Origin of the sequence: Rhizobium sp. WSM1274 (assembly GCF_025200775.1) — a bacterium.
In the GTDB taxonomy this organism is placed as follows: domain Bacteria; phylum Pseudomonadota; class Alphaproteobacteria; order Rhizobiales; family Rhizobiaceae; genus Rhizobium; species Rhizobium leguminosarum_I.
Genome location: NZ_CP104138.1, coordinates 4441250 through 4453689 on the forward strand (window position 1 = coordinate 4441250; position 12440 = coordinate 4453689).

12 protein-coding genes are annotated in these 12440 nt (G+C 60.4%); 5 read left to right on the forward strand and 7 right to left on the reverse strand.

What is annotated here, in order from left to right; all coding sequences use genetic code 11:
• Positions 1-5 precede the first annotated feature (5 nt).
• The 4 genes from N2600_RS21925 to N2600_RS21940 all read right to left on the reverse strand — a co-directional run bounded on the left by N2600_RS21925 (position 6) and on the right by N2600_RS21940 (position 4844).
• A complete protein-coding gene (locus N2600_RS21925) occupies positions 6-1064 on the reverse strand; it encodes a dipeptidase (RefSeq protein ID WP_260297377.1) in 1059 nt (352 codons plus the stop codon).
• A gap of 177 nt (positions 1065-1241) precedes the next feature.
• Positions 1242-2267 carry an ABC transporter permease gene (locus N2600_RS21930; protein WP_222384368.1) on the reverse strand — a complete coding sequence of 342 codons (1026 nt, stop codon included), beginning with the start codon at positions 2265-2267 and terminating at the stop codon, positions 1242-1244.
• Between the two features lie 36 nt (positions 2268-2303).
• Entirely contained in the window at positions 2304-3845 is a 1542-nt protein-coding gene (locus tag N2600_RS21935; protein ID WP_017966079.1) for a sugar ABC transporter ATP-binding protein, read from the reverse strand.
• Between the two features lie 69 nt (positions 3846-3914).
• Positions 3915-4844, reverse strand: coding sequence for a sugar ABC transporter substrate-binding protein (locus N2600_RS21940; RefSeq protein ID WP_017966078.1), 930 nt, complete (start codon positions 4842-4844; stop codon positions 3915-3917).
• A 374-nt stretch (positions 4845-5218) separates the two neighbouring features.
• Between N2600_RS21940 and N2600_RS21945 the strand changes: the two genes are divergently transcribed.
• The gene (locus N2600_RS21945) at positions 5219-5716 is read left to right on the forward strand and encodes a DUF1993 domain-containing protein (protein WP_260297378.1); all 498 of its coding nucleotides are present in this window, start codon (positions 5219-5221) and stop codon (positions 5714-5716) included.
• Between the two features lie 6 nt (positions 5717-5722).
• On the opposite strand, the gene N2600_RS21950 is transcribed toward N2600_RS21945, so the two are convergent.
• Together N2600_RS21950 and galE are read right to left on the reverse strand one after the other, a co-directional pair.
• A complete protein-coding gene (locus N2600_RS21950) occupies positions 5723-7282 on the reverse strand; it encodes an alkaline phosphatase family protein (protein WP_260297379.1) in 1560 nt (519 codons plus the stop codon).
• Positions 7260-8243 (reverse strand): UDP-glucose 4-epimerase GalE, encoded by a 984-nt coding sequence (gene galE, locus N2600_RS21955; protein ID WP_162115011.1) that lies wholly within the window; start codon positions 8241-8243, stop codon positions 7260-7262. The genes N2600_RS21950 and galE overlap by 23 nt, the downstream gene beginning before the upstream one ends.
• A gap of 251 nt (positions 8244-8494) precedes the next feature.
• Between galE and N2600_RS21960 the strand changes: the two genes are divergently transcribed.
• Both N2600_RS21960 and N2600_RS21965 read left to right on the forward strand, forming a co-directional pair.
• Positions 8495-9139, forward strand: a complete 645-nt coding sequence (locus N2600_RS21960) for a ThuA domain-containing protein (RefSeq protein ID WP_260297380.1) — start codon at positions 8495-8497, stop codon at positions 9137-9139.
• Positions 9140-9290: 151 nt separating this feature from the next.
• On the forward strand, positions 9291-9860 hold the full coding sequence (locus N2600_RS21965) for a GNAT family N-acetyltransferase (RefSeq protein WP_260297381.1): 570 nt from the start codon (positions 9291-9293) through the stop codon (positions 9858-9860).
• 33 nt (positions 9861-9893) lie between these two features.
• On the opposite strand, the gene N2600_RS21970 is transcribed toward N2600_RS21965, so the two are convergent.
• Positions 9894-10148, reverse strand: coding sequence for a DUF2934 domain-containing protein (locus tag N2600_RS21970; RefSeq protein WP_260297382.1), 255 nt, complete (start codon positions 10146-10148; stop codon positions 9894-9896).
• A gap of 200 nt (positions 10149-10348) precedes the next feature.
• On the opposite strand from N2600_RS21970, the gene N2600_RS21975 reads away from it, so the two are divergent.
• The gene (locus N2600_RS21975; protein ID WP_260297383.1) at positions 10349-11785 is read left to right on the forward strand and encodes a DUF6880 family protein; all 1437 of its coding nucleotides are present in this window, start codon (positions 10349-10351) and stop codon (positions 11783-11785) included.
• A gap of 36 nt (positions 11786-11821) precedes the next feature.
• Positions 11822-12382 (forward strand): DsbA family protein, encoded by a 561-nt coding sequence (locus N2600_RS21980; protein WP_260297384.1) that lies wholly within the window; start codon positions 11822-11824, stop codon positions 12380-12382.
• Positions 12383-12440 lie beyond the last annotated feature (58 nt).

Consider the following 12440-nt stretch of genomic DNA (forward strand, 5'->3'; position numbering starts at 1 on the left):
TAGGCTTAGGCGCCGTCCTCCCGCCACGCCTGGGCCAGAATGCGAAGCCAGTTGTCACGGGCAAGTTTTGCCAGGTCGGCGTCAGCATAACCAACCTCCCTGAGAGCGGCAATCAGCTTCTGATTGCCGGCGGCATCACCGATTTCCTCAGGAATGGTGGCCCCGTCAAAGTCCGATCCGAGCGCCACGCAGTCGATGCCGATGCGGTTCACGAGATAGTCGATGTGGCGGATCATGTCGGCAAGCGGCGTGTCGCTATCCGAGCGGCCGTCGGCACGCAGCATGGCGGTGGCATAATTGATGCCGACGAGCCCGCGGCTTTCGCGGATCGCATCAAGCTGCCTGTCTGTCAGGTTGCGCGCGACCGGCGTCAGCGCGTGGGCATTGGAATGGCTGGCGACCAGCGGCTGGTCCGTCGTCTTCGCCACGTCCCAGAAACCCTTCTCGGTGATATGGGCGAGGTCGATCAGAACGCCGAGACGATTGCATTCCCTGACCAGCGCGAAGCCGGCATCGGTGAGGCCGGGCGCCGTATCCGGTGACATCGGGAAGGCGAAGGGCACGCCGTGACCGAAGACATTGTGCCGGCTCCAGACCGGCCCGAGCGACCGCAGCCCTGCCGCATAGAACACCTCGAGCGCCGAAAGATCGGCGCCGATCGCCTCGCAGCCTTCCATATGCATGACGGCGGCGAAAATGTTATCCGCCATGGCGCCGCGGATATCATTCACCGTCCGGCAAAGCCGCCAGGCGCCAGCGCGGTCGAGCCGCAGCGCGATCGCCGCCATTTCATTGGCGATGGCAAGGGAAGGCAGCGGATCAAGAGGGGCCGCCATCGGCGTGATATAGCGACCGCTGGCATCCGGATCGGCGAAGACGAGATCGCCTGAGGGAATGTAGATGGCGCAAAGACCGCCCGAAAGACCGCCCTCTCTGGCACGACGCGCATCGATATGGCCGACCGTCGTGCCGTCTGCGAATTCCGCGATCGGGTCACTGCCGTCTTTTGAATGTGTCCAGAGTCGAAGGAGAACGTCGTTGTGACCGTCAAATACGAATTGCATCTGTCTTCCTGCGCTGCCCCACTGCCTAATTCCTTAAATCGGAATCGATTGGAGGGCGAATGAAGCGGCAGAATAGAAAAGCTGACGGAATTCGCCACTTCTTTTTTAGAAATTCGTCAACACTGGAAACGAAACGGGGGCCGAAGCCCCCGCAAGAAAACCATCGCATGCCAGAGATCAGTGCTTGCGGCGTTTCTTCTGTCTGTAGACGTCGATGACAACAGCCGCGATGATAATGAGACCCTTGACGATCTCCTGGTAATAGGCGTCGATCCTGAGGAACGTGAAGCCGGAGGTCATGACGCCGAGAATGATGGTGCCGATGACGGTGCCGGTGATGCGCCCGACGCCGCCGGTGAGCGAGGTGCCGCCGATGACTGTCGCGGCGATCGCATCGAGTTCATATCCGACACCCATGCTGGCCTGTGCGGTTTCCGCACGCGCCGCCGTGACGATACCGGCAAGGCCGGCAAGCAATCCGGCAATGACATAGACCTTGACGAGATGCGCCTCGATGTTGATGCCGGAAACACGCGCAGCCTGCGGGTTCGCGCCGATGGCATAGGTGAATTTTCCATAACGCGTATAGCGCAGCGCAATATGAAAGATCAGCGCGACGACCAGGAAGACGACAACCGGCCAGGCTTTCGTTCCGATGAAATGAAACTGTTCGGTGATCCCGGAAACGGGCTGTCCTTTGGTATACCACTTCGCCACGCCTCTGGCCGACACGAACATGCCAAGCGTGGCAATGAACGGCGGGATCTTCGTGTAGGCGATGAGTGCGCCGTTCGCGAGGCCGGCGGCCGCCCCGATCAGCAGACCGACGATGATCGGCACGAAGGCCGGCAGGTCGGTCAGCGACGGAAAGACGGCTCGTCCCCAGGTCGAGGACTGAGCAAAGCTTGTTGCGATCATCGCCGTCATGCCGACGACCGAACCCGACGAAAGATCGATGCCGCCGGTGATGATGACCTGCGTGACGCCGACGGCGATGATGCCGATGACGGAGACCTGCAGGATCATGATCGTCAGACGCTGCGAATTCATCAGGAAGCTTTGGCCGATGAACATCCAGCCGAGCACTTCGTAGATGAGTGCGATGCCGACGAGCACGAGGAAAATGCTGAGCTCCGTCGGTATGCGCCGCCGCCTTTGCCGGGTTGCGAGCGGAGCCGCGCCCTCTGCTGCCTTGGTAGTCATGTCAAACCTCCCTTTGGGGCAATCGCCGGCAGCGCATCACTGCGCAGCCAGTTCCATCACCTTGATCTGCGTTGCTTCGTCGCGATTGAGGAAACCGGTCACGCGTCCCTCGTGCATGACCATGATGCGGTCGCTCATCCCGAGAACTTCGGGCATCTCGGACGAGATCATCACCACCGCCACGCCATTTCGCGCCATCTCCGTGACCAGCCGGTGGATTTCCGCCTTGGCGCCGACATCGATGCCGCGCGTCGGCTCGTCGAGAATGAGGATGCGCGGATCGGTGAGCAGCCAGCGCCCGATCAGCACCTTCTGCTGATTGCCGCCCGAAAGATTTTCTACCCGCTCGTAAAGATTGGGCGTTTTCACGCGCAGCTTTTTTGCCATGTCTTCGCAGGTTGCCTCGACTGCGCCCTGCTGCACGAAGCCGCCCTTGACGTATTTGTCCTGCAGAACGGCGATCTGCATGTTCTCGAGAATATCGAGGATCAGCAGGCAGCCGGTATCTTTCCGGTCCTCGGTCAGAAATGCCATCCGATTGCGGATGGCCTCGGTCGGCGAAGAAATGGCCGTCGGCTTGCCGTAGAGCTCGATCGAGCCGGAGCTTGCCGGCGTCACCCCGAACAGCGTTTCGGCGACATTCGACCGGCCGGAGCCGACGAGGCCGGCGACGCCGAGGATTTCGCCGGCTCTCACGTCGAAGGAGACGTTGGTGAAGACGCCCTTGAGACAAAGATCCTTGACGGAGAGCACGACCTCGCCGATCGGCACCTCTTCCTTGGGAAACATCTGGGTGATCTCGCGCCCGACCATCATCCGGATGATGTCGTCGCGGGTGACGTCGGTCGAGGCATGCGTGCCGATATATCGGCCGTCGCGGAAGACGGAGAACTCGTCGGCGATCTCGAAAAGCTCGTTCATCTTGTGGGTGATGTAGACGATGCCGATGCCCTGGGCCCTGAGATCGCGGATAATACGGAAAAGATGCTCGACCTCGCGCTCCGTCAGCGCCGAAGTCGGCTCGTCCATGATCAGCACGTCGGAATTGTAGGAAACCGCTTTGGCGATCTCGACCATCTGCCGGTTGGCGACCGACAGGAACCGGACCTCGATATCGGGATCGATTGATATATTGAGCCGAGTAAACAATTCCTCGGTCATGCGGTGCATCACGCCGTGATCGATGAAGCCGAAGCGGTTCTTCGGTTCGCGCCGAATCCAGATATTTTCGGCGACCGTCATGAACGGCATCAGGTTGAGTTCCTGATGGATCATGGCAATCCCGTTTTCCAGTGCGTCGAGCGGAGATTTCAGCTGGATCTCGATCCCTTTCAGCCGAATATCGCCCTTGTCGGGCGTATAGATGCCGGCGAGGATCTTCATCAACGTCGATTTGCCGGCGCCGTTTTCGCCCATCAACGCATGCACGGAGGCGCGCTTCAGCCGGAACTGCACGTCGTCAAGTGCGACGACGCCAGGAAATTCCTTGCGGACACCCTCGGCGCTCAAGAGATATTCCGCATTCGGGACGGCGCCGCTTGCACGAACGGCGGCCATGGTTGTCGGGCTGACGGCCATATCATCTCCTCCAGATACGGGTAGGCGAAAAGGATGCGGGCAAAGCCCGCATCCTGCTTGGCATTCGTCTCAGTTCTTGGTGACGAAGTCCTTGACGTTGGCAGGTGTGACGAGCTGGAAGGGAATGTAGACCTTCTTGTCGATCTTTTCGCCCTTGGCGAGCTTGAGCGCTGCATCGAGAGAGCCCTTGCCTTGGCCGGCGGCATCCTGGAACACCGTGACGTCGAGATCACCGGCCTGCATGGCGGCAAGCGCGTCCTGCGTGGCGTCGACACCGCCGACGACAACCTTGCTCATATCCTTGCCGGCTGCCTTCAGCGCCTGGAGGGCGCCGATGGCCATTTCGTCGTTGTTGGAGATCACGGCGTCGAATTCGATACCGCTGGAGAGCCAGTTGGTCATCAGGTCGGCGCCCTGGGTGCGGTCCCAGTTGGCCGTCTGCTCCTCGACGATCTCCAGGCCCTTGCATTCATCCGACTTGATGACGTCGTGAACGTCCTGGGTCCGCATGCGTGCAGCCTGGTTGGAAAGCTCGCCCATGATGACGACGGCCTTGCCCTTGCCGCCGAGAATGCGGCAGATTTCCTTGGTTTCCAGCGTGCCGGATTCCTGCTCGTTGGATGCAACGAAAGCCTGCTTCTCCGGCAGCGTGTCGACGTTGACCGGCTGGCGGTTGACGTAAACCAGCGGAATGCCGGCATCGGCCGCGAGCTTCGACATTGCCGTGGTCGCATCGGTATCGACAGGGTTGACGATGATTGCATCGACCTTGGAGGCGATGAAATTCTGGATCTGGCTCTGCTGCTTGGAAACGTCGTTCTGTGCGTCTTCGACCTGCAGCGTCACGCCGCTCAGTGTCTTTGCATAATCGGTCATGCCATTGCGCAGCACGGTCAGGAAATTGTCGTCGAATTTTGCCATCGAGACGCCGACCGTTTCTGCGTGAGCGGCCGTCGACATGACGAGCGCCATCGCAGTGCCCAGGATAAACTTTTTCATTTTCACTTCCTCCACAAAGCGGTGCCCGGCTGCACCCTCCTCACGCCGGAGCTCCAGGCATTTGCTCTGAAGCCGCAATTCCCCTGCGCCACCTCTCCCGCGGCGCTCCGCAAAACGGAACAAACAAACCGTCAAATCCGTTCTGCGGAATATTCATTCCATTTTCTGAGAACGGCGTCAAGTATCTTTAACGGCGACGAGATACGGACAGAGGCGCAATGCCATGCGGGCTTCACGACTGACACCGCATTCCTGTGTTGTCAAAGACCAGGCGAGCATCCATCTATGGGATGGGTCGAAGACAGGCTCACGGCCGCAAGCGCTTCGACCGCTCACCGCGGCCTGATCATTTTAAGATTTTGGAGACAGGACAAATGTCCATTTCGATGTATCGCCTTACCGTTCCGATGTTCCAGCGCGGCCTCGCCAGCCTGAAAACCTACCTCGACAAGGCCGAAGCCTATGCGAAGGAAAAGAATATCGATCCGGCTATATTGATCGCCGCTCGCCTCGCGCCCGACATGCTGCCGCTCTCCGGCCAGTATCAGCGCGCCAGCGACACCGCCAAATTTGCGCTCGCCCGCCTGACGGCGACCGATGCCCCGAAGTTCGAGGACAACGAAACGACATTCGACGACCTGCGTGAGCGTCTGGCAAAGACCGACGCCTATCTCGCCGGTTTCTCGGTGGAAGCATTGGAAGGCACAGAAACCCGCCAGATTACCCTGCCGGGAAAGAGTGGGATTGTGCTGCCGGGTGACGAATACATCGCCACCTTCGCCCTGCCGAACACCTATTTCCACGTCGCGACGGCCCACGCCATCCTGCGCAACCAGGGTGCGCCGATCGGCAAGCGCGATTATCTCGGCTAAGTGATATCAGGGCCGGTGCGTCACCGGCCCTCTTTCCGTCAGCTCGGTATAGGCGAGCGTCTGATCGAGATGGCGTGCTCGGAGCGACAGCAGCTTCTCGGCATAATCGAGCCGTATCGCCGCATAAGCCGGATCCGCCGCGACATTGTTGAGTTCCATCGGATCGTCGGCAAGATTGAAGAGCAGCGGCGGCAATGCGGTAAAATGCACATATTTGAACCGCGCGTCGCGAATCACCGCGAGATTGCATTCGTTGGACCGCAGCCGAAAATGCTGCTCGGCCTCGCCATGCGCAATGTCGCGGAAATCGAATTCCCAAAATGCCGCATCCCGCCAGCCGTCTCCGCTCCCACCCCTGACAAACGGCATGAGCGATCGGCCATCGAGCCCGTTCTTCGCGTCGATGCCGAGCCTTTGGCAAAGGGTCGGAAAGATATCCGCAGCGCTGGTGAATTTCTCGATGACCCCGCCCGCAGCACTGCTTGCGGGATCGCGAATGACAAGCGGAATATGGTAGCTGCCGTCGAAGAAGCCGCCCTTGCCGAGCATCCAGTGATCGCCCGCCATCTCGGCGTGATCGGAGGTGAAGACAACAAGCGTATCGTCCCAGGCGCCCGCATCCTTGAGGGCCTGCCAGATGCGGCCGAGCTGTGCATCGACCTCCGATATCATGCCGTAATAGATCGCCCGGATCGCGGCAAAATCCTCGGCGTTCCAGCCGCTGAGCGGCCCCGTTGCACCGTGAATGAAGTTGCCCTTGTCGGAGCGTGGCATGGCATAGGCGAGATAGGGATGACTGTTCTGTTCCGCTTCGCGGTTTGCCGCGCGCGCAAAAGCCGGTCCCTCGCCCGGCATGAACATTCGGTTGAACGGCTCCGGCACGGAGAATGGCGGATGCGGACGTAAGAAAGAGACATGCGCAAACCACGGCCTGTCCTGTTCGCCCATCCAGCGGATGAACTCGCCGGCCAGAAAAGCCGTCTGGGTCTCATCGCGCGAATAGGCCGGTGACGCATCGGAAATGTCTCCGGCTCCAGCACCGACCGGAATGTGGATATCGCGGCTCACGGCATCCGCGTGGCCGCGAGACCTGAGCCAGGAGAGCCATTGTCTTTCATGCTCGGGCAGAAGCTGGCGGGCGGTAAAGCCCGGCAGAACGCCTTCATAACTCGTCAGATGCGGATCGGCGGTATCCATCGCGCGCGGATCGGGCGCCGTATCCGTGTAGCCGAACAGCGTCGGGTCGTATCCCGCCCGCCGGGCCGCCAGCGCCAGATTGTCGAAGCGGGCATCGAGCGGCGAACCGTTGCGGCAGACGCGGTGGTTCATCTGATAGAGACCGGTATAGAGCGTGGCCCGCGCCGGTGAGCAGGGTGCTGCCCCCGCATAGTGCCGCCGGAAGAGCGTGCCTTCGCGCGCCAGCGCATCGACACCAGGCGTCCTTACGCAGGCATGACCGACAGCCGAAAGGCAATCGCCGCGCCACTGGTCCGCCGTGATCAGCAGGATGTTCGGCCGGCGCGCTTTCTTAATGCCGGTTGGCTCAATGCTGGTTGGATTTTGCATGCCAGTCCCAGGCGGAGCGGATGATCTCAGACAGATCATACTGCGGCACCCAGCCGAGCACATCACGCGCCTTGTCGTTATTGGCGACGAGCGTATGCGAATCGCCTTCACGCCGGCCGATATATTCGACCGGGAAAGGCCGGTTCGACACGTCCTCGATGGCGCCGAGCAATTCCTTGACTGTCGTGCCGGTGCCGGTGCCGAGGTTGAGCGCGACGGAATCGCCACCCTTCAGCAGATATTCGACGGCGCGCACATGCGCATCGGCGAGATCGAGCACATGGATATAGTCGCGCACGCAGGTGCCGTCGCGGGTCTCGTAATCGCTGCCGAACACCTTGAAACCCTGGCGGCGGCCGAGCGCCGCGTCGATCGCCAGGGGTATCGCATGCGTTTCCGGCTGGTGCCATTCGCCGATACGGCCCTCGAAATCGGCGCCGGCCGCATTGAAATAGCGCAGCACCACCGAGCGCAGGCTTCTGTACTGATCGTAGTCGGCGAGCGCCTGTTCGACGATATATTTCGTCCGCCCGTAGGGATTGATTGGCACCTGCCGATGCGTCTCGTCGAGCGGCACGCTCTGCGGCAGGCCGTAGGTCGCGCAGGTAGAGGAGAAGACGAAGGCGTTGATGCCGGCCGCCTGTGCCGCCGAAAGCAGCGTCAAAGTGCCGATCACATTGTTCTCGTAGAAGGAAACCGGATCCTTGACCGATTCGCCGACCTCGATCAGCGCCGCGAAATGCAGGATCGCCGCCGGCTTGTGTTTGGCCAGCACCTCGTCCAGGCGGGCGCGATCGCGAATATCGCCCTCTTCGGCCGGCCCCCATCTGACGAACTCGCGATGGCCGTTCGAAAAATTATCAAAGACGACAGGCTTATAGCCCTTGTTCGCCAGGTCGAGGCACGTATGCGAGCCGATATAGCCGGCACCGCCGACGACAAGAACCGTTTCACCTGCCATGCACCACCCTTATTATTCAGTGAGAGATGGAAGAAACCTAGACGAGATACACGTCAATAAAAAGAAAGAACTGCAATCGGCGTCAATGGACAATACGTCAAATGCCGAAGTCGCCCCATTCGTGCGGTTTGTGCCGGATCAGCAAATAGTCTTGAATTATTCGCGTGATTTGCACGGTCGCCCGATCTAATGGGCTTCCCACCACCATGTGATGATCAACGGTCTGCAGCCATCAGGCAGGGAGAGCGCGAATGAGGAAGGCATTGATCGTTTGGGGCGGCTGGCAAGGCCATGAGCCGGAGCAATGCGCTCATATCGTCGCCGATCTGCTGCGCGAGGACGATTTTACCGTCGAGGTGACCGGCGATCTCGGCCTGTTCGGATCGCCGACGCTGGCGAAAGCCGATCTGCTGGTGCCGATCATCACCGGCGAAAAGCTTGAGAAGGAGCATGCCGCTGGCCTCGTCGAAGCCGTGCGCGGCGGGCTCGGGCTTGCCGGCCATCACGGCGCGCTCGCCACGTCCTTCAAGGAAAGCGCGCCTTTCCGCTATGTCTCCGGCGTCACCTGGGTCGCCCATCCCGGCAACATCATCGACTTCCGCGTCGCCGTCACCCGCCAGGACGACCCCGTCATGGAGGGCATTCCGGACTTCGACTATCGTTCGGAGCAATATTACCTCCACTATGATCCCACAGTCGAAATCCTTGCGACCACCACCTTCACCGGCGCCTACGATCCGGCAGCCCGCAATGTGGTGATGCCCGTCGTCTTCAAGCGCCATTTCGGCGCCGGCCGCATCTTCTATTCCGCCCTCGGCCATGTCGCAGCCGAATTCGACCATCCCTACATGCCCCTCATCCTGCGGCGGGGCCTGAGTTGGGCCGCACGCCAATAGCGTCGGGACGAGCCGCACGTCGGCGAATGCCGACCGGCGGCGACAGTCAGGCGACGGCGGCGGCTAAATTCAAGATGGAGGGCAGCCGCGCGTGATCGGCCGGCGCGGTCGACCGCTTGCCGATCGTCCGCCCGCGCCATAATTTGCCCGGATGCAGGATCGCTTGTCTTTCTTCCCCGCCACCGCCGACCGCCTGGCCGATATAGAAGCGGTCTTCGACGATTGCGCCGACGGCCGGAATTGTCGCTGCGCCTACTGGTATCGTCCGAATGCCGACTACAAGGCAGGATGGGGCCAAGGAAATCGCAACTGGTTCCGAAGCATGGTCGCCGAGCCGCGCCCGCCCGGCATTCTCGGTTATCACGACAATGAGCCGGCCGGATGGTGCGGCGTCGCGCCGCGCGTCGTGTTCGATCGGCTGCGCCGCTCAAAACCCTTTGCGCCGGTCGATGACAGGCAGGTCTGGTCGATCAATTGCTTCATCGTCCGCAAGCCGTTCCGGCGGCAGGGATTATCGCGATTATTGCTGAAACATGCGGTCGAATTTGCGCGGGCAAACGGCGCCGAATGTCTTGAAGCCTACCCCGTCGACCAGGCTGCCCGTGCTTCGAACGGAGCCGAGCTTTATCCGGGAACGCTCTCGATGTTTCTGGATGCCGGTTTCGTTGAAGTGGCAAGACGCCTGCCCGCAAGGCCGGTGGTCCGCCTGGAATGCGCTTGAATATGTCGGCAGCTCAGGAATTGGCAATACGGTCTACCGAGCCGCTTTGATCTGCCGGTCGTTCTCGACGCCGGGGGCGGCCCTGTCATAGATCCGCATCAGCCGCCCGGCTGCCTTCAGTTTCTCGATGAGATCGTTTCCATCAGGCGAAGCCCTCGTCAGCTCCAGCTGTTCGAACTCCCTCAGCGCCTGTGCCCAATGGCTTTCCCCGCGCCCATCCGGCCTGCCTTCCAATTCCCATAGTGAATAAGCGCGCTGGCTGACCCAGGCGTCTCTATTATGACTCATGACCAACCCCAGCGGAAAATTTGGAAGCAATATTCGACAGGCAACAAGGTGCCAAAACCGGCTTTAGGAGTCGTTACGAGGCAGCGTTAGTTTTTAGCTAATCCGAGGTGCCGAAGGATTATTCAGGGCACACATTCCCGGACCTTGGCCTCGTACCATCTCCAGGATAGGGTCATCCACAGAAACGACAGCGATGACCGATGGCAGCCAAGACCACACTCAATGCGAAGAATCTCGAATCCCTTGGTGCCCAGCGCCTTGCCGAGCTGCTGATCGAGATCAGCACGGGCAGTGCTGCCCACAAGCGACGGCTTCGAATGGAACTTGCCGGCAATCACGGCAGCGCCGAGGTGGCGCGTGAAGTGCGAAAGCGGCTTTCCAGCATTGCCCGCGCCCGCACTGTCATCAACTGGCACAAAGTGAAGGCGCTGAAGAGCGATCTGGAAACCCAGCGCAAGACCATTGCAGAGACCGTTGCCGCCGATGATCCCCAGGAGGCTTTCGAACTGATGTGGCAATTCCTCGCACTGGCGAATCCGATCTTTGAAAGATCCAGCGACAGCAGCAGTTCTCTCATCGAAAGTTTTCATCAGGCTTGCGAGGATGCTGCCGCAATCGCCGCGTCCGCCAAGATCGCCTCCAATGTCCTGGCTGACAAGGTGTTCAAAGCCGTGCAAGACGATGGCTACGGCCAATACGACAAGCTGATTGCGGCGATGGCGCCAGCTCTCGGCAAGGATGGTCTCGATCGCTTGAAAACCCTCTTCGTCCAATGGTCCAAGGAGCCGAAGGACAAGCCGGCCAGGGATAAGCGCGAGATCATCGGCTGGAGCAGCGGAGGCCCGCTTTACGAAGATGAAATCTACGGCACTCAGCGGGATCTGATGGTGCGCATAGCCTTGCAGGAAATTGCCGACGCTGAGGGCGATGTCGATGCCTACATCGCCCAGCACCCTGAGAAAATGCGCAAGATGCCGATGACTGCGGCCGGCATCGCCAATCGTCTGGTCTCGGCGGGCCGGGCGAAAGAAGCGCTTGCGGCGTTGAATAAGGTCGATGCGACAGGCCAGGCCGGCATGCCATTCGAATGGCAGCTCGCACGCGTCGAGACGCTCGAAGTCCTGGGGCGGCGCGAGGAGGCGCAGACCTATCGATGGACATGCTTCGAGCAGTCGCTGCATGACCAGCATCTCCGCGCCTTCCTCAAGCGACTGCCGGATTTCGACGATCTGGAGGCGGAGGAGAAAGCATTCGCCCATGCCCAGGCTTTCCCGGACGTCCACCAGGCGCTTGCATTTTTTCTGAATTGGCCGGCACCGGCAGAGACAGCAAAACTCGTGCTGAGGCGGAAGGCGGAACTGGACGGCGATCGCTATGAGCTGATGGCGCCGGCGGCCGAAGTTCTGGCGGAGAAACATCCGCTCGCGGCAACCATCGTCTTGCGCTCCATGATCGATTTCACGCTCGATAGCGGCCGGTCCAGCCGCTATAAGTACGCGGCGAGGCATCTTGCGGACTGCGCATCGCTTGCGCTTCATATCGATGACTTCGGCAATACAAGATCCCATGACGTCTATGTCGCAGAACTCAAACGTCGGCACGGCAAGAGGCATGGCTTCTGGAGCCAGGTGACCTAAGTCGCTGCGGATGCTTTACCCTCAGAAAGGAATTCCATGACGACCACTTCCTGGCATGCAGATCCGCTCACTTGGGGCAACGGACCCCGCATCTTCGAAGCCTTTCTGGAACCGACTTGCCCCTATTCGGTCAGAGCGTTCAACAAGCTCGACGAACTGCTCGGCCAGGCCGGCGAAGACAAGATCACCGTGAAGATCCGCCTGCAGTCGCAGCCTTGGCATATGTATTCGGGCGTCCTCGTCCGCTGCATCATCGCAGCCTCGACGCTGGAAGGTGGCAAGGAAACTTCAAAGAAGGTGATGGCTGCCATCGCCGCCCATCGCGAGGAATTCGAATTCGAGCGTCATGCCGGCGGCCCGAACATGGATGCGACGCCGAACCAGATCATCGAGCGCCTGGAAGGCTACAGCGGCGTCAAGCTGAAAGAGGCCTTCGCCATCCCGGATCTCGACCGGGAGATCAAATGGCACTGCAAATATGCCCGGCAGAACGGCATCCACGTCTCGCCGACCTTCATGATCAACGGGCTGGTGCAAGCCGACATGAGTAGCGGCGACGAGGTTGGCGTCTGGGTGAAGAAGGCGCTGGGGAGCTGACGCTGGACCGTGCAACGAGTTAGCGTATTCGCAAAAGCTCGCTCCGCTCACAACCTTG

Bases quoted from the DNA above. Each gene is read 5' to 3' on its own strand.
- N2600_RS21930 (WP_222384368.1), bottom strand. From the start codon at position 2,267: ATGACTACCAAGGCAGCAGAGGGCGCGGCTCCGCTCGCAACCCGGCAA.
- N2600_RS21965 (WP_260297381.1), top strand. From the start codon at position 9,291: ATGCAGGATCGCTTGTCTTTCTTCCCCGCCACCGCCGACCGCCTGGCC.
- N2600_RS21950 (WP_260297379.1), bottom strand. From the start codon at position 7,282: ATGCAAAATCCAACCAGCATTGAGCCAACCGGCATTAAGAAAGCGCGC.
- N2600_RS21960 (WP_260297380.1), top strand. From the start codon at position 8,495: ATGAGGAAGGCATTGATCGTTTGGGGCGGCTGGCAAGGCCATGAGCCG.
- N2600_RS21935 (WP_017966079.1), bottom strand. From the start codon at position 3,845: ATGGCCGTCAGCCCGACAACCATGGCCGCCGTTCGTGCAAGCGGCGCC.
- galE (WP_162115011.1), bottom strand. From the start codon at position 8,243: ATGGCAGGTGAAACGGTTCTTGTCGTCGGCGGTGCCGGCTATATCGGC.
- N2600_RS21980 (WP_260297384.1), top strand. From the start codon at position 11,822: ATGACGACCACTTCCTGGCATGCAGATCCGCTCACTTGGGGCAACGGA.
- N2600_RS21940 (WP_017966078.1), bottom strand. From the start codon at position 4,844: ATGAAAAAGTTTATCCTGGGCACTGCGATGGCGCTCGTCATGTCGACG.
- N2600_RS21925 (WP_260297377.1), bottom strand. From the start codon at position 1,064: ATGCAATTCGTATTTGACGGTCACAACGACGTTCTCCTTCGACTCTGG.
- N2600_RS21975 (WP_260297383.1), top strand. From the start codon at position 10,349: ATGGCAGCCAAGACCACACTCAATGCGAAGAATCTCGAATCCCTTGGT.
- N2600_RS21945 (WP_260297378.1), top strand. From the start codon at position 5,219: ATGTCCATTTCGATGTATCGCCTTACCGTTCCGATGTTCCAGCGCGGC.
- N2600_RS21970 (WP_260297382.1), bottom strand. From the start codon at position 10,148: ATGAGTCATAATAGAGACGCCTGGGTCAGCCAGCGCGCTTATTCACTA.